The organism is Fibrobacter sp. UWB15, assembly GCF_900177705.1.
Classification (GTDB): domain Bacteria; phylum Fibrobacterota; class Fibrobacteria; order Fibrobacterales; family Fibrobacteraceae; genus Fibrobacter.
On the sequence record NZ_FXBA01000003.1, the window covers coordinates 255,326 to 271,538 of the forward strand.

14 protein-coding genes are annotated in these 16,213 nt (G+C 51.8%); 1 reads left to right on the forward strand and 13 read right to left on the reverse strand.

Annotated elements, in window-relative coordinates; genetic code table 11:
- Position 1 precedes the first annotated feature (1 nt).
- On the forward strand, positions 2–1,435 hold the full coding sequence (locus B9Y58_RS07325) for a capsule assembly Wzi family protein (RefSeq protein WP_073055193.1): 1,434 nt from the start codon (positions 2–4) through the stop codon (positions 1,433–1,435).
- A 15-nt stretch (positions 1,436–1,450) separates the two neighbouring features.
- Here B9Y58_RS07325 and B9Y58_RS07330 read toward each other — a convergent pair whose 3' ends face one another.
- The 13 genes from B9Y58_RS07330 to B9Y58_RS07390 form a co-directional block, all read right to left on the reverse strand.
- Complete coding sequence (locus B9Y58_RS07330) at positions 1,451–1,879, reverse strand: PTS sugar transporter subunit IIA (protein WP_085534884.1); 429 nt, start codon at positions 1,877–1,879, stop codon at positions 1,451–1,453.
- On the reverse strand, positions 1,880–2,893 hold the full coding sequence (locus B9Y58_RS07335; protein WP_073054874.1) for an aminoglycoside phosphotransferase family protein: 1,014 nt from the start codon (positions 2,891–2,893) through the stop codon (positions 1,880–1,882).
- Between the two features lie 84 nt (positions 2,894–2,977).
- Complete coding sequence (locus B9Y58_RS07340; RefSeq protein ID WP_072797323.1) at positions 2,978–3,994, reverse strand: ABC transporter permease subunit; 1,017 nt, start codon at positions 3,992–3,994, stop codon at positions 2,978–2,980.
- Between the two features lie 70 nt (positions 3,995–4,064).
- The gene (dapB, locus tag B9Y58_RS07345; protein WP_085534885.1) at positions 4,065–4,895 is read right to left on the reverse strand and encodes a dihydrodipicolinate reductase; all 831 of its coding nucleotides are present in this window, start codon (positions 4,893–4,895) and stop codon (positions 4,065–4,067) included.
- Positions 4,896–4,965: 70 nt separating this feature from the next.
- Entirely contained in the window at positions 4,966–6,996 is a 2,031-nt protein-coding gene (locus tag B9Y58_RS07350; RefSeq protein ID WP_234989104.1) for a transglutaminase-like domain-containing protein, read from the reverse strand.
- Positions 6,993–8,126 carry a DUF58 domain-containing protein gene (locus B9Y58_RS07355; RefSeq protein WP_159450068.1) on the reverse strand — a complete coding sequence of 378 codons (1,134 nt, stop codon included), beginning with the start codon at positions 8,124–8,126 and terminating at the stop codon, positions 6,993–6,995. Before B9Y58_RS07355 ends, B9Y58_RS07350 begins: the two co-directional genes overlap by 4 nt.
- Before the next feature lie 140 nt (positions 8,127–8,266).
- A complete protein-coding gene (locus tag B9Y58_RS07360; protein WP_085534888.1) occupies positions 8,267–9,178 on the reverse strand; it encodes an AAA family ATPase in 912 nt (303 codons plus the stop codon).
- Positions 9,179–9,243: 65 nt separating this feature from the next.
- Complete coding sequence (locus B9Y58_RS07365) at positions 9,244–10,074, reverse strand: deoxyribonuclease IV (protein WP_234989105.1); 831 nt, start codon at positions 10,072–10,074, stop codon at positions 9,244–9,246.
- A 23-nt stretch (positions 10,075–10,097) separates the two neighbouring features.
- Complete coding sequence (locus B9Y58_RS07370) at positions 10,098–10,841, reverse strand: glycosyltransferase family 2 protein (RefSeq protein ID WP_073054858.1); 744 nt, start codon at positions 10,839–10,841, stop codon at positions 10,098–10,100.
- The gene (locus tag B9Y58_RS07375; protein WP_073054856.1) at positions 10,831–11,874 is read right to left on the reverse strand and encodes an NAD-dependent epimerase/dehydratase family protein; all 1,044 of its coding nucleotides are present in this window, start codon (positions 11,872–11,874) and stop codon (positions 10,831–10,833) included. Before B9Y58_RS07375 ends, B9Y58_RS07370 begins: the two co-directional genes overlap by 11 nt.
- Positions 11,875–11,876: 2 nt before the next feature.
- The gene (locus B9Y58_RS07380; RefSeq protein WP_085534889.1) at positions 11,877–12,377 is read right to left on the reverse strand and encodes a hypothetical protein; all 501 of its coding nucleotides are present in this window, start codon (positions 12,375–12,377) and stop codon (positions 11,877–11,879) included.
- A 31-nt stretch (positions 12,378–12,408) separates the two neighbouring features.
- Positions 12,409–14,277, reverse strand: a complete 1,869-nt coding sequence (locus B9Y58_RS07385) for a GDSL-type esterase/lipase family protein (RefSeq protein WP_083532226.1) — start codon at positions 14,275–14,277, stop codon at positions 12,409–12,411.
- 23 nt (positions 14,278–14,300) lie between these two features.
- Positions 14,301–16,163, reverse strand: coding sequence for a GDSL-type esterase/lipase family protein (locus B9Y58_RS07390; protein ID WP_073054852.1), 1,863 nt, complete (start codon positions 16,161–16,163; stop codon positions 14,301–14,303).
- Positions 16,164–16,213: the final 50 nt, after the last annotated feature.

Sequence of the window (16,213 nt, forward strand, 5' to 3'; positions counted from 1 at the left end):
TATGAAGAGTTCTCTTAAAACAACCGCATTAGCATTCCTTGCAACGATTTCTGTTGCATGGGCTAATCCTCATATTACTTTCGCTGATTCTGCACGCCACCACGAGGTGAGTATTGGTGCGCAGCTGGTGGATTCCCTTGCGATTACGAACCTGACGAACGCCCCGACGCATTACGACAATTCGGCTTCGGTACGCCTGTTTTTGAACGGACACTTTACCGAGCGTTTCTTGTTCAACGCCCGCGTCAAGGTAAGCACGGACCACACGAATAAAGACATTTACGACAACTTTTACAACCCGAGCGAAGGAATCCCCTATAACAAGCAAAGCGACAACAAGCGCACTTGGGATATTTTCGCAGCTAACGCCAGCTACGACTTGGATGCCGTTCGCCTGCTCGCTGGATTCGATTATTTGAGCATGGGACCCGCCCGCAGAAACCACGTGATTTTGCGCGGCGAACAAAGCAATTACCGCCCGTGGCAAGATTCTACGAGCCGCATTTTCGAACCCGCCCCCACACCTTATTTCGGCTACCAGTTTGAATTGGGCCCAATCGTTTACTCGCAGTACGCCATGAAGCTTTTCGAGAAAAAGAACTTCGGCAAGTACATGCACGTACACCGCTTGGATTTGAACTTGCCCAAGAACATTACATTCGGCCTTTCTGAAACGGCGCTCTACGGAAGCACCACCGAGGAATTCCCGAACCCGAACGAAGACGCCGACAGCACCGGCCGCGAATTCGAATGGGCTTACGTGATTCCATTCATTCCTTACGTTTTCCAGGAACACCTGCAGGGCGACCAGGACAACATTTCACTCGCGTTCGATTTGAGCGTTAAAACGATACCGCATTGGGAATTCTACGGAGAACTCTTGTGGGACGACATGAAATCGCCTACGAGTATGTTCGATGACGGCTGGTGGGGCAACAAGTGGGCAACCTCGGTCGGCATTGCCCGCGATAGCCTTAAACTCGGCAGCACGCTTTGGAACTGGTACCTGGAATACACCCGCGTAGAACCGTGGGTCTACACGCACCACAAGGGCGGCGGCTACACTTACCGCAGCTATTCCCAGAGCCTCGGCTCCGATCTCGGTCCGAACAGCCGCGAAATCTACAGCGAAGTCAGCGGGCTCTACAAGGTCGAAAGAGGGCTCTTGAAAGACGCCTTGTTCAAAGGAACGCTGCATGCAAGCGCCGTCGCAAAAGACACGGCCTTCGGCGGAAACATCACCGACATGCACACACCCGAAAGCGCCACCGACAAAAAATTCTTGAACGAAAATACCACCTTGCACTACGTGGAAGTCGGCGGTAAAATCGAAATCAAGCCGTGGGAATGGATGACATTCCGCGCGGGCTATGACCGTTACTTCGGTGATTACGAAGGATTCCGCGCCATGGTCGGCGGAAGTTTCCAATACTAACTAAGAGAAAGTTTTTTATTCCTCGAATAGTGCATTCAGCTGTTCGGGAGTTGTTGCCGCCAACGCCTTTGCACGCCACTCCGGGTTCAGCAGTTTACGTGCAATATTTGCGATAAACTGTGTATGGCATGTGGCAGACTCTGCCGGCGAAAGCAGCAAGCAAATGTATTGCGGCACTTGCCCTTGCTTTACAGCGATGTCGGTAAAACCCTTGGGGCAAACAGCAAAAGCAAACAGCGGCTGCGGGAGGCCAGGCACACGCGTATGCGGCAACAAGAGGCCCTCGCCCATGTAGATTCCCTGAGACACGCGTTCCGACAAAGACTTCCATGTCGCCATGGGGTCGAACTTGACCGGACCATGCACCAGGGCATCGTAAGCAAAACCCAAAGCCCTAGCGAAGGATTCGGGTTCTGCATAATGTTTTACGTAAATAGGCTGCATTTATACCAGTGCGTTGTCCATGAAGTCGAAGGTCTTCGGAGATGTAGCCTTGGCAATCTTCTTGAATTCATCAAAGACAACACGCAACTGACGCTTACCCGGTTCAATGTACTGTTCAAACTTCTGGATTCCCTTCACCTTGCTCAAGAAGCAGTAAGCGCCCATGGCCTGCATCACGCGCTGCAAGCTAGCGTGAATAAAGGCTTCCCAAGCGTCTTCCTTGGTGTAGGTCTTGGTTTCGCGATAAGAAACGCGCCAATATTCAAAGAAGTCCTTGATTTCGGTCAGCGAAAGTTCTACATACGGGTCCCACAAGAGAGAAGCCAAGTCATAGAACATGGCTCCGCGGCGTGCGCCCTGGAAATCTACGAAGGCGATTTCGGAATTTGGCTTCACCATGATGTTCTGGCTCTGGAAATCGCGATGCATCAGCACCTTGTGCTGGGCTTCCACAGAAACCGCAATCAGGGAATAGAACTGACGCACGTATTCGGGGATTTCAGCAATGCCCTTGAAATTCTTCAAGTAGTTTTCGGTAAAGTAGTCGGTTTCCCACTTGAGGGCGGCAAAGTCGAAGCGACGAAGCCAAAGGTCAGAGCGAGAACTGAAAAGCGAGCGGGAAATGTTCTGCCACTTGATCAAAGAATCAATGACTTCGGGGTAAAGAATGCGAACGTTGCCCGTCTTCTTTTCGGAACCCGGCGAAACAATGTTGTCAAGCAAGTTGTGGGCACCCAAGTCTTCTTGAAGCACGGAGCAAGAGGCTTCGTCTACGCAATAAATCTTAGGAACCGGAAGTCCGAAAGAACCGAAAGCTTCGGCATAGTCCACAAAACGCTTAAAATCTTCATCTACCGAGGCAGAAACCTGCAAAACGGCGCTCTGCTTACCCGAGGCAATTCGGTAATACTTACGGCCCGAACCGGCACCGGCGATAGAGGTGAGTTCATAATCGGCATAGCCGCGGGACTTCAAATACTTTTCAATAACAGGCGAAACAATTTCGTTACTCATGGTTTGTAATATAGTTATTTAGTAGGAAGTAGACGATAGGAAGTAGGAAGTTGACAGTGGTTGGTGGTCCACAAACAGGACTAACTACGAGAATTTGATGCGCGGGTCTACGAGGGTGTAGAGGATATCGCTGAACAAGCGGCCAATCATCGCCATCAAGCTGCTCAGGAAGATGACGCCCATAACCACGTTGTAGTCGCGGTTGACCATGGAGTTGTAATAAAGCAGACCCATGCCGTCGATATCGAAGACCTTTTCGATAAGGAGCGCGCCCGCAAACATCAAGGTGCAGATTTCAGAAAGACGAGTCGCAATGGGAATCAGGGCGTTACGGAGCGCGTGGCGAACGAGCGCCTGGTTAAAGCTCATGCCCTTCGCAAGCGCCGTGCGCATATAGTCCTTGCCCAGTTCTTCGAGCGCCGAATTCTTCATCAAAAAAGTCAGGAACGCGAATTCGCTGATCATGTAGCAGAAAATCGGCAAAATCAAATGGTGCCCGAGATCCACAATCTTTTCGAAGAAGGTAAAGTCTTCGAAGTCATCGCTTGTGAGGCCGCCTAGCGGGAAAATGTCGAGGTACGAGCCGCCCGCGAGGAATATAATCAGGAGGATTCCGAGAGCGTAGCCCGGCATCACGTAGCCCGAGAAAATCACACCCGAAGAAAGCGAATCGAGTTTGCTCCCGTGATGAACCGCCTTCCAAAGGCCTAGCGGAATACAGACAAGGTAACTCAGGAAGAACGAGGTGATTCCAAAGAACAGCGAAATCGGGAAACGGCTCGTAATCACATCCCACACGGGGAGCCCGTAGGTGTAACTGGAGCCCAAGTCCAGGTGCAGAACGTTCCAGAGCCAAGTCAGGTAACGCTTCCAGGCGGGTTGATCAAAACCGAAGTACGCCTGGATTTGCGCAATCTGGTCGGGCGAGAGCGCCTTGGAGGCATCTACCCCGCCCTTCATCGCAGCGGCCTGCTGCGCTCGTGAAATCATTTCCTCCACCGGGCCGCCTGGCAGCAGCTGGATAAGAATAAAGCATACCAATGAAATCCCGATTAAAGTCGGAATCATCAAAAGTAAGCGGCGGAGGATATAGGAACGCATGGTGTAGTAGGAAGTAGGAAGTAGGAAGTAGGAAGTAACTGTCTACTTCCTACCGTCTACTGTCTACTTTTTAACGCATCTTGCCAGAGCGGAGCACGTCCATCATGTTGAAGGGTTTGGCCGTTCCGTTTGCAATGTGGCATGCGAGGAAGTTCACGGCGTCTACTGTGCCTTCGGCGTAAATCTTGCGGCCGCACACATTGTGCTGGAATTCAAAGTGAACCGTACCATCGGCGCTGTCGAGGCTGTAGGTGTGGAAGGCGTGACCGCCGAGGTATTCTTCGGGTACGTGCATACGTTCCATCTGTTCCTTCTCGTCGCGGACCTTTTCAATATCGTCGACGGTGAAATCAAAGCCCATCTTCTGGAAGTCGCCCACCACGGCCTTCGCGGTACCGCTCGTATCGGCCTTGGTCTTCTGGTGGCTTTCTACCACGGAAAGTTTGTAGCCGTTGAATGCCGTCGGGAATTCCTTGGCCAGGAATTCGATCATCATCTGGAAAGCGACAATCTGCTTTGCCATGTTCGGGGCAATCACGCTCGGGTGATTGGCATCGGCAACGAGCTTGGCAAGCGCTTCGCGGTCGCCACCGGTGGTGCCCATCACGAACGGAATCTTGTGCTTTACATAGAAAGCGGCGTTGTCGTTCACGGCCGTCGGGTGCGTGTAATCGATGCAAATGAGGTTCGGGTACTTTTCAAGAACTTCTGCGATGCGAGCTTCACGATTGCTCGGCTTCAAAAGCTGGATGGTCTTGCCGGCGACTTCGGCTTCGTTTTCAACGATAATTTCACCCGTCAAAGAATACGGGACGAGTTCGAGGCCGCGGGCCACGCAGGTTTCGGCCACAATGCGACCCATGTTGCCCGGAATACCATTTACCATCACTTGTACAGACATAATAACTCCTAGTTTTTGGGAGGAAAGATAGAAAAACAGTAGGAAGTAGGAAGTAGACAGTAGACAGTAATTAATGTTTCCAGCGCTGTTCCTCGTACTCATCGAGGGTGTGCAAGGCCTGACGCGCCTTCTGGATTTTTTTGAGATTGGTTTGGTTCTCGGCGAGGCGTGAAAGCGCAATCCGGCAGCGTTCTGCAAATTTGCCGACAGTTTCGCCGGCTTCACGGCGAAGTCCCACGCGGGTCAAATCCCGCTCAGCGCGGTCAAGTTTTTTCGTCCATTCCAGAGACCGCGCCGAAACAAAGGCGTGATTCTTTGAATTTAATTTATACGCAATGTAAATCTTGCGGCCAGCAAAGCCCACAACAAGAATCACCAAAACCGCATACAGAATCGGACTTTCCAAGAGAGCGGTCGATTGATTCTGCCAGCTATCGACGACGCGACGCCATTCGCCTTCCTTGAGGGCATGCATCACGCGGGCAAGACGCCCGCGCACGCCCTCCCATTTGACGCTCCACCAGCTGGGCGATTCCGCAAACTGCGGCAAAATGGGAGGCGTCGGGTCGAAGATTACCCAACGATTATCCACATACGCTTCGACCCATGCATGCGAATGCTTGCGGCGGAAAATGCTATAAGGCAGCCCCTCGACCACCTCGGGATTTGCAAAGCCCGTCACATACCGCGAGGGAATTCCCAGGCGTCGAAGCACCAGCGCCGAAAGCGTCGCATAGTATTCGCAGAAGCCCTGCTTTTCACGCCAGAAAACAGCCAACGGTTCATTCTTCGCTCCATTCCAGCGCGTCATTCCCGGCACCGAAAGCGAGTAGGTGAAATTTGCGAGGTAATATGCCAACATTTTCTGCAACACCAGAGAATCCGCAACAGCAGAATCCACCGCCGCAGAGTCGCGCAATCCCATCGCCGCAATCACGGTATCAATCAGCGGCAAGTACCGCTCGCCCACCAGCAAATCGCCTTCACTCGGAGCCATCAGAGAATCCGGCAACGAGCATGCCTCCGGCGATGTTTCCACCGAAACCGGCTTGCACTTGAAATAATGCCAGTCAGAACGTTTTCCGTTTCCGTCCAACCCCTGCACCATGCCGCCGGCATAATAGGTCAAAGAATCTACATCTTTCGCCGCAAAACCCACGACACCGTACGGCGCAAACACAAATCCAAAATTATTGAGCGTCGACTGCACCCAAATCTGTTCCACCTCGCGCAGGGAATCGGCCTTCGTCAGCGAATCCGCGGTTTCAAATACCGCATAGTCCACCTGATAGTAGGCAGGATAAAGCCTCTTCGCAAATTTTGTCGGCAACTTCCAAATGCCCGCCACGTACTTTTCGTAGCTGGCCGCCTTAAAGTAACGCGACGGCTGTTTATCCCACACGCGCAATACCACCTGGCTATTGTAGCGAGAACTATAATTGCTCCCAAAGCTACCCAATGCCGCGACCGGATCAAAACCCATCATGCGTTCGCGCTGGTAATAGTTTTCGGCCATCTGCGCGCCGTAGCGGTAACGCTGCGTTTTCCAGTATTGCCAACCACCGTAGGAGATGGCGCCAAGGGCCGCTATCACGAGCAAAAAGAGCCCGTACTTGTAAGGCGCTGTACCGCGGCGGCTATAAGCACAGAGCGCAAGCAAGAATCCTACAAGGCCCACAAAGCCCCAGCCGTGCGGCACCATGTACATTCCAAAGAGTAACGCGCCCACGCCATCGAAGGCGACAAAAACCTCAAAGCCGCCATTTCCGCGGCTCCGTTCCTGCAACGCCGCCAAATACAGCAAGTAAATTCCCGGCAAGAAAATCAGATAAGGCGACACGCCGTTTTCAACGGACGGAGTCATCACCCAGAAAAGCGCTAGCGGTACAATCGCGCCGTAAGCCAAAATCTTGTTGTAACGCGGGCGCTTCGCAAATTCGCGGCGGCGCGTCGCATTCAGCACACCGACAACCACAAAGTAGATGGCAAATAAAAGTCCAAGCCACAAGAAGTCAAACGTATGCCCCAGATTCACCGAGGCAAGGCAAAGGAATAGCACCTTGAAGGCGTAGCGGATGTCTACTTTTTCGCTTGACATCATAGCGTAACCCTCTCGCTGTCCAAATCTTCTGGCGATACCACCAGCAATTTATCATCCGTCGAAGCAGACTGCGTTCCGACCACGATATGCTTGTTTACAAGCGGTTCTTCGTTTTCGTAAAGTCCTATGCGAAGCACCGGGTCCATCGGGCGCGCCGCAGGTGCCCAAGGTACCGGCAGTTTTGCATGCGCAAGCGATGCAGGCGGAATTCTCACCAAGGCATCCAGCAAATTCTTGCGGCTTTCGCTACCGCCATCCAGCGCAATTTCTTCGCTGTCAATAAAGAATCGCCCGAGAATTTCGCGATCCAAAAGCCACTCGCCCACCGCCGCCGTCATGCGAATCGCCTGCTCCAAGTATTGCCGCGACTTGAAATTCGGTGTCGCCGTATCCAACAGCAGAATCACGCCCGCGCCGCGTTCCACCTCGAATTCTTTCGTGAAAGGCTTTCCGTAGCGGGCAAAAGCCTTATGGTGCAAATCCCGCAGGGAATCGCCTTCGCGATAAGGCCGCACGCCTATAAAATTCATGCCGCGGGTAAGACTCGGCATCAAAAACGGCGCAAACGCCATGCCCGAAGCGCCTTGAGTGAGGAACGGGAATTCTTGCACCTTGAGCGCACGCGGGTACACCAGCAATTCCACCGAGCCGTTAAAGCCATAAGGCCAGCGCAAAAGTCCCATGATTTCGGGCACATTCGCCGAGACCTTATTCAGCATAAAGGAGCCGCGGCGCGTCGTACGCACATGGCATTCCATCTTGCGCGACGGCTCGCCCTTCTTAATCTTTGCGCGGTCCGATTCAAAACCTGTAAGCGAGGGCGGCAAACGGTTCGCTCCCAAAGTCACACAATCAATCGTCGAGCGCACCGCCACAAAAGCCGTTACCGTAGCCGTTTCGCCTTCGCGCACGCGATTCACCGAAACGCTTTCAACCCAAATCTTGCTCCGTTTCGCTGTCACGAACAGGCTAAAGACAAGTCCCAAAAACAGCAGAAAATCAATCCCTGCAAAAATCCACGCCGCCCAGAATCCAGGCACTGCGCCTGCAAACATCGCGAGCAAAAAAAGCGAGGCAAAGGCGCGACCTGCCGGAGTAAAGTAATCTAGCCACCAAAAGTAAACAGCCATCAAAATCCCCGATTTTTTCGGGGCCCGCGGAATAGAACGAATAAACCAGTGGAAGAAAGACATTGTAGGAAGTAGGAAGTAGGAAGTAGGAAATAGTTACGGCATACTGTCTACCGTCTACTTCCTACTGTCTACTCTTTTCATTTCGGCACCGCAACCTGTTTCAGAATTCCCTGCAAAATCTTCTTGCTGGCGTCAGGGTCGCCACTGTCCTTGGCGAACACGCGGTGCTCCATCACCGGGAAAAACACGCGCTGAATGTCATCGGGATTCACAAAGTCGCGGTCATTCACATACGCACACGCCTGCGCCATACGCACCAGATTCAATCCGGCACGCGGGCTAGCCGCCAGACGCACGCCGCCGTCGTTACGCGTCGCCTGCACCAGTGAAATCACATAGCGCTCCAGAGATTCATCAATATGAATACCGCGCACCGTGGCACGAGCCTTCAAAATTTCTTCGGGACTCGTCACCGCCTTCAAAGTATCTATCGGGCGACTTGTACGATGCGCCCGCAAAATTTCAAGTTCCGTTTCTGCGGTCGGATAGCCTACAGAAATACGCACCATAAAGCGGTCCATCTGCGCTTCGGGCAGCGGGAACACACCGTGGAATTCCACCGGGTTCTCTGTCGCAAGCACCATAAAAAGTTCCGGCAACTTGTACCGTTCGCCTTCCAGCGACACCTGGCGCTCTTCCATCGCTTCCAAGAGCGCACTCTGCGTACGCGGCGAGGCTCGGTTGATTTCGTCGGCCAAAAGCACCTGCGTAAACACAGGACCCTTCTTGATTTCAAATTCACCCGTATTCGCCTTGAATACTGCACCACCAGTCACATCGGCAGGCAACAAATCCGGCGTAAACTGGATTCGCGCAAAGTCCGCGCCAATCGCCGCGGCAAGCGCCTTCGAAAGCGTCGTCTTGCCCGTGCCGGGAACATCTTCCACCAGCACATGGCCATCGGCCAATAGCGCCATCACCAAAAGTTCCACCGTGTCCGATTTACCCAGCAGAACCCCATTTAAAGAATCTATCAGCTCTTTTACCATATTCTAAATATATAATAAAAAAGGAATCACGTTAGTGATTCCAAATCCGTGTGGCCTAAGGCTATTTACTTCGCCCTTTCGCGCATCAAGGCAATTTCTTTTGCGTAGCCGGGCAATTCGTTCGGCGTTTCCAGGTAAAACGGCAAATTTTTTAGCGCCGCATGGTTCACCACCCGCGTCAGCGCATCCAAGCCGATATACCCCGCCCCTAAAACCTCATGACGGTCCTTGTGGCTACCCATGGGGTTCTTGCTGTCGTTCAGGTGAATCGCTTTCAAACGTTTTAAGCCAATCACCTTGTCAAATTGTTCAAGGACGCCGTCCAAGTCGTCAATAATATCATAACCGCCATCGAACACATGGCAAGTATCCAGGCAAACTCCCAGTTTATCGTCCAGCTCTACACGGTCAATAATGGCACGCAGTTCCTCAAAAGTACGGCCCACCTCGGAGCCCTTGCCCGCCATCGTTTCAAGCAGCACAAGCGTCTTTTGTTCCGGCTTTAAAATCTGGTTCAGCGCGCGAGAAATCAAGTCCACGCCCACTTCGACACCTTGCTTCACATGGCTTCCAGGGTGAAAATTGTACATCGCCCTCGGAAAGTGATCCATACGCCAGATGTCATCGATCATCACGTCAACCGCATACTGCCGCAAGCCTTCGTCAGCTGCGCAAGCATTCAGCGTATAAGGAGCATGCGCCAGAATCGGAGCAAAATGGTTGTCAATCAGCAACTTGACAAGCGCATTTGCATCGGCCGCGTCAAAGGGCTTTGCCGACCCGCCGCGAGGATTCCGCGTAAAAAACTGAAAAGTATCAGCGCCAATCGAAAGCGCCGTCTGCCCCATGGCCCAAAAGCCCGCCGAAGAAGATAAATGACAACCGATATGCATCATGTTTTAAATATATAAATATGGAATTAAACACCGAGGCGGCGCAATACTTGCCTTAAAACTCTCAAGCCATACGTAACCACATTCAAGTTCGATTTTTCATCGGCATAACGCGTCGGAATCGGAAGTTCCGCCAGTTTCAAGCCGCGAGCATCGGCAATGGAAATAAGTTCCAAATCGATATCAAAAGAAGGGCTCAACTTTTCAAGATGGATATTTTTCAAGAATTTAGCAGAATAGACAATAAAACCGCTGTGACGATCCGTGAGTTTCTGCTTGAAAGCGCGATTCTCAATCGTGGTCAAGAACTTTCCACCCATGCGCTTGTACAAGGGCATATTTCCAGCTTTCGCTCCACCGCGAGTCAAATGGCGAGAGCCTTGCACCAAGGCCGCTTCACGAGTCTGCAAGTAATCAAAAAATTCCTGCAGTTTTTCAGCCGGATACTGTCCATCGCCATGCAAGCAGGCAATCGACGACGCCCCCGATTTAAGCCCTTCGGCAATTCCCTTCTTGACAACCGAGCCATAGCCCCTGTTATGTTCAAAGCGCATGTAGCGCAGACGACTTTTCTTTTCAATAGCGGCCGAATCACTATTCAGGCTATCGACAAATGATTCAAAGGCTCCGCGAGTGTCATCGGCAGAACCATCATCAATCACAAGGACAATAGACCGCATCCACACGCTTTCGGGGATTTTTTGCAACACCGAAGCGAGGGTTTTTGCGACATTATAAGCGGGAACAAAAACGAAATAATCAGAGGGCATAGTGTCCAACAAACCAGCTCAGGGATTCTTTGAGGGCTGCTTGGAGCGGGATTTTCGCCTTGAAGCCCAACAGGCTTTCGGCCTTTGCCACCGATGGTAGCCGGCGCAAGGAATCGTCGTAGCCCTTGCCGTAATAATCTTCGCCAGAAACAACTTCGACACCGGGGACATCGCTTTCAGGCACATCCTTAATCGACGCAAAAATTGATCGCATCAGGCAGGCTAATTCAGCAATGGACACTTCGTTATCCGCATTACCGACATTAAATGCCTGGCCAACACCAGCATCTGCATGGGCAAACAAGCAGAAAATAAAATCGATGGCATCGTGCACCGAAGTAAAACAGCGTTTGGCCAAACCGCCATTCACAAGCTTAAAGGTTTCGCCACGGACAAGCGCTGTTGAAAAATTCGCAAGCACGCGCGGAATACCGTCGCCGTCGACACCCGGCATAAAGTCCATAAAGGGGCCAACGAAATTGAAGGGGCGAACCACAGTCCAATTCAAGTCGGCAAGTCCCGCCATATAGCGTTCCGTCAAGAGTTTTGCCGTCGCATAGCTCCAGCGGCTAGCCGTAACAGGCCCCAGCACAATTTCGGACTCGTCTTCGAGAAGCACCCCCGAATCAGCGGCCGTCTTGCCGTAAATTTCAGACGTCGAAAAATGAATCAACCAACTGCCGCTCTTGGCGCAAGCATCTGCAAGTGCCCGCGGATGGTCGTAATTACTGCGAATGACTTCGGACGCTTCGGCCATATAGCGTCCAGGCGTGCAAATCGCCGCCAAGTTCACCACCACAGGGTACTGCGCAATCCGCTCGACCACCGCCGAATCGGCAAGGTCTGCACACAGGAATTCAAAACGCGGATTCGCCAAATGTTCCTGGATGCGATAAGATTCCAAATCAACACCAAAAACACGCCAACGGGTGCGTTCAAAAATTGCCTGCAGCAAGTGACTACCAATAAAACCACCGCAACCCACAACGGCTACGGTGATCGAATTATCATCAAATTTTAACGAGGCGTTCAAGACTATTCAGTCACCTTGAAGGTGCCAGAATTTGCAGCCTTGGCTGTCTTTTCGTAAGGAATCACGCGAATGATTGCCGTTTCGGAAGCTTCGGCAAAGTCGTCAGACAAAACGACTTCCTGTTCGTAACAAGTCTTTCCGTCCGGGCTTTCAGGACCGGCAGATTCTTCGAGCATGTCGAGACCAGCATCTTCTTCAGAGGTCTTAAACACGAAACGGTAGCCAGAACCCTTCACGTCGGAGCCATAAACCACCTTAATCTTGTCGCCCATCTTGAAGCTTTCGCCACCCTTGGGGTAAACCACCTTCACACCGTCCTTGACAGAGCAATCGTAAGAACTGCTTTCAGAAGCAGGAGTCTTGGAATCGGAACTATTTGTGGTCTTTTCAGAGCTGGACGAAGTCTTTTCGTCACTAGAGGCAGACGAAGAATCGTCGCAAGCAGTAAATGCTACAGCGGCGAGGAATGCACAAGAAGAAACTGCAAACTTAAAGAAATTCATAAAGACTCCTTTTTCGCGTATACCACGGTTTTTATGGATAATATACAAAAAGTGACTGCTTTCCGTTCAGGCGAACCTGTACGAAATAGTGACCTTTAGAGAGTTTAACGTCGTTTGACAGCATGGGAACCGCACCCGCCGGAACATTTCGGACTTCTCGCTTTAAGGTTTTGCCCATGGCATCCATCAGCTGGACATCCATCAGGCCTCCCGGAGTCGTAATCGTCTTGTTATGGGCATCAAAACGTAAGCCCAAAGCCGGACGTACACTGACTATCGTCGTGCCGCTCGAAGACGATTCAATATCGTTTTCAACCTTTGCGGGTTTGCAACCGGTGCGGTACACGCCCTTCATGTCGAAGGCAATCATGTCGATATTCGGGCCGCCATCACTTGTCGTCGAAGCAATCTTCATCTTGAAATCGAGAGCGTCTACCCAGACGTCTTCGATGTAGGCGGTATCCCACTTGTCCCAGCTACCTGTCGAGGGGAATGCCACATCATACGTTCCGTTGTCAATCGTGATTTTCATGTCGCGATTGGTATTCCCCTGGAACGAATAGCGAATCATGACGCGGGCATTCGATGCAGACTGGTCGGACGTCAACTTGTAAGTAGCAGTGCTGTAGGCGCTGTTTTCAATATTGAAGAAGCCCTGGCCCGTATAACCTTCGTGGTTCGTTTCAGTCAAGCCATCTGCAATTTCGGGACTTGCCATATCGATCGGAGAAGGCCATGCCGCGTCGGCTGTACCTTCGAAGCAAAGTTTCGGATCAATGGAACTCGAAGATTCCGGCCCCTCGGAGCTAGAGGACGTGGGATTTTCGTTGCCGGATTCTTCGCTATCGTGAGCAATTTTCTTGCATTCGGAACCGCCCTTGAACATCGCCGTATAAGTGATATTGCGGGCCTTGGTCTTGAAACCGTAATAAATCATGTTCTTCGAGATTTCGTTACAGTCGTCGTCCACCCACTTTTCGAAGGTCTGACCGTTCGGAGTCACGCGGAGCGTCATCGGGGAACCCGCCGGGAAATACTGCGTCTGCGTGATGAGACCGTTGTAATTCGAAAGGTTAGTCTGCACCTTGATGGTGTAACGTTTCTTGATAGTAGAAACAAGCGTGGTGAGCGCCGCCTTTGCGTCGGCAGAAAGATTCGAATTGCTCTTGAGATTTTCTTCAAGTTCTTCGCAAATCATCTGGGCATGGCCCATCGAGCCCATCTCCTGGAAATGTGTCGTTCCATCGTTCACGCCATCCGGGTAATTCGGATATTCGCCCTTCTCCAGTTTCTTGTACAGATAACGTGTCACGTAATCCGGCATGTTCTTGTAAGTCGTATTGTAGGTATTGTACGACTTCATGTTCAAATCCACAAACGGGACCTTGTTGTTCTTCGCCACCGTCTGCATCATGCCGCGGGCATCGTAATTTTTGTCGCCGGTAGAGAACACGTTGCGGCTACCGTTCAAGTTCATCGGCGAAATCAAAATGGCATTAGCCCCCTTCGCCTTGGCAGCATCCACATATTTCTGGATATAGCCCGAAAACTGGGAGGGTTCCACATAGCGGGCCGCCTTGCTGTAGTCGCGGTCGTTATGGCCAAACTGCACGAACAGGTAATCACCCTTCTGGAGCTTGCCCTTGACTTCGTCCAAACGGCCTTCTTCAATAAAGGTTCTAGAACTGCGGCCACCGATGGCATAGTTATTCACCTTCACGCGAGATGCGTCAAAGAAATAACCAAGTACCTGACCCCAACCCGTTTGCGGATAAGCGTTATCCTTGTACGTACAAACTGTAGAATCGCCAACCACGTAAATTGCGAAACTGGTGGAATCACTTACGGCAACCCCCGTGAACACCGCTGCAGCAAGAAGGAATTTGGCAATTTTTTTCATAATCAATCCCACATTACACACTTCTATTTTACCTTCGCATAATTAGCGATAAACTTGGCACTGCCCTGGCGAACCACAACGCGGTAGAGTCCGGCAGACTTCACCATCGTTGCAAGCGAAACTTCTGATGCGTTTTCGACAATTCGATTTGCCACCAGACGACCACTCATATCGAACACATTCACATGAGCACGTTCCGTACCAACAAGGCGCAGCATTTCGCCACGCAAGGCAAAGCCAGTCACATCGCGAACCTTATTCAAAATAGTCGTCGACGTATCTTCGGTGCAGCCTTCGCTTACGCGGCAAACGCCGTCGATACTGAAACCAAAGGCATCTAGATTCGGAGCGCCATCGCTTGTAAGCGACATAATCTTGAGCTCGGCTTCACCTTGCGGGGCATCCATCACCACGTAGGCTGTATCCCACTTGTCCCAGCCACCCGTCGGCGGTGCACTCACAAGGTAATCATGGTCCAAATAAGCATTGAACATACGATCCGACGATCCGCCGTTTGCATAGCGCACCGCAAGCGTCACATAGCCTGCGCCTGGGAACTTGACCTTATATGCGGCAAACGAGGCATTCGTATTATCCAGATTGTAATAGCCTTCGCCCGTAAAGCCAGTCCATTCGTTCTGAGTCCAGCCGATTCCAGCCGTATCCGGAGTGCTTGCATCAAAGAATTTCTTGATATCCTTGTCAATTTTCACCGTATCCTGCGTGCTGCCTTCAATCGGGGTAAACGGAACAAAGGTCACATCGTCAAGGCTCTTCGGGGTCGTGGTCGGGAATGCGGTTAACGCAGCACCATCGCCGGTATATTTCTGCGCCGTTCCGCCCTCGTAAACCGCCGTGAACTGCGTCGAGGCACTCCCCATCACGAACGTATGAATGTAAGGAGACTTCACGTTCGAACGGCTCGGGGCACCCACCTTGTTGCCGTTACCGTCGTACCAGCCCAAGAACTTCTTGCCGCTCTTCGGAATAGTCTTGAGCATCACGGTCATGCCCTTCGGGTAATAGGCGTTAATCGAAGTCGCTTCGGCAGCACCTTCGGGGCTCACCTTGACTTCGACCTGGTACATGGGCGCCATGTAGTCACCGAGCTTTTTCACAATCGGGTCCGTATGTGCACGCATCTGTTCGGTAATAATGCGCCCGAAAGCATTCGCACCGTTCATCTGCAAATGCACGGCGTCTGTCTGGTCGCTTCCCAAGTTGCTGTATTCAGACTTGGTCGCATAGTTGAAGACATACTGTTCCGCATAGCGTTCACCCACAGAAATCATGTAGTTCGCAACCATTTCGCTCATATCGATAAACGGCACGTTGAGTTCTTCGGCGAGGCTCTTGTTCAGTGCCGGGTAGCCGCGGTAACTATTGTGAATCTGCGTCGGGGAATCGTAATACTTACGACGAATCGGGCTCATGATAATCGGGTAAGCGCCCTTCGCGCGGACATCGCTCACCATCTTCTTCATGTTCGAAGCAAAGAATTCTTCGGTACTGTAGTTCACGTCGTTAATACCGAACTGGATCACGACGTAGTCGCCCGCCTTGAGCTTTTCAGCGATGCAGTTGCCATTGGAGCAACCTTTCTTGAAGAACATGTCGTAATAGCCGACAGCGGTATTACCCTTCTTGTCAAGACCGCCGCCACCGAGCGACATGCCACCCTGGCCGCGATTCACGACCGTAGCCTTGGTCGGATCAAACCAAAAATGGAAATCCTGACCCTGCCCCTGCTTGGGGTAATAACCCTCGGCCCAGTCCTGCATGGTGGAGTCGCCACACATATAGATGGTCACCGCCGACCATGTGAGCGGAGCGACGACCATCGATGCGATTACGGCAGATTGCCAGATTTTATTAAACATCTTCATAACCAAAACCAAAAATCGCCTAGCCCCGGTCCAACACTCGAAAGACCAAG

Bases quoted from the DNA above. Each gene is read 5' to 3' on its own strand.
- B9Y58_RS07325 (WP_073055193.1), top strand. From the start codon at position 2: ATGAAGAGTTCTCTTAAAACAACCGCATTAGCATTCCTTGCAACGATT.
- B9Y58_RS07330 (WP_085534884.1), bottom strand. From the start codon at position 1,879: ATGCAGCCTATTTACGTAAAACATTATGCAGAACCCGAATCCTTCGCT.
- B9Y58_RS07335 (WP_073054874.1), bottom strand. From the start codon at position 2,893: ATGAGTAACGAAATTGTTTCGCCTGTTATTGAAAAGTATTTGAAGTCC.
- B9Y58_RS07340 (WP_072797323.1), bottom strand. From the start codon at position 3,994: ATGCGTTCCTATATCCTCCGCCGCTTACTTTTGATGATTCCGACTTTA.
- dapB (WP_085534885.1), bottom strand. From the start codon at position 4,895: ATGTCTGTACAAGTGATGGTAAATGGTATTCCGGGCAACATGGGTCGC.
- B9Y58_RS07350 (WP_234989104.1), bottom strand. From the start codon at position 6,996: ATGATGTCAAGCGAAAAAGTAGACATCCGCTACGCCTTCAAGGTGCTA.
- B9Y58_RS07355 (WP_159450068.1), bottom strand. From the start codon at position 8,126: ATGGCTGTTTACTTTTGGTGGCTAGATTACTTTACTCCGGCAGGTCGC.
- B9Y58_RS07360 (WP_085534888.1), bottom strand. From the start codon at position 9,178: ATGGTAAAAGAGCTGATAGATTCTTTAAATGGGGTTCTGCTGGGTAAA.
- B9Y58_RS07365 (WP_234989105.1), bottom strand. From the start codon at position 10,074: ATGATGCATATCGGTTGTCATTTATCTTCTTCGGCGGGCTTTTGGGCC.
- B9Y58_RS07370 (WP_073054858.1), bottom strand. From the start codon at position 10,841: ATGCCCTCTGATTATTTCGTTTTTGTTCCCGCTTATAATGTCGCAAAA.
- B9Y58_RS07380 (WP_085534889.1), bottom strand. From the start codon at position 12,377: ATGAATTTCTTTAAGTTTGCAGTTTCTTCTTGTGCATTCCTCGCCGCT.
- B9Y58_RS07385 (WP_083532226.1), bottom strand. From the start codon at position 14,277: ATGAAAAAAATTGCCAAATTCCTTCTTGCTGCAGCGGTGTTCACGGGG.
- B9Y58_RS07390 (WP_073054852.1), bottom strand. From the start codon at position 16,163: ATGAAGATGTTTAATAAAATCTGGCAATCTGCCGTAATCGCATCGATG.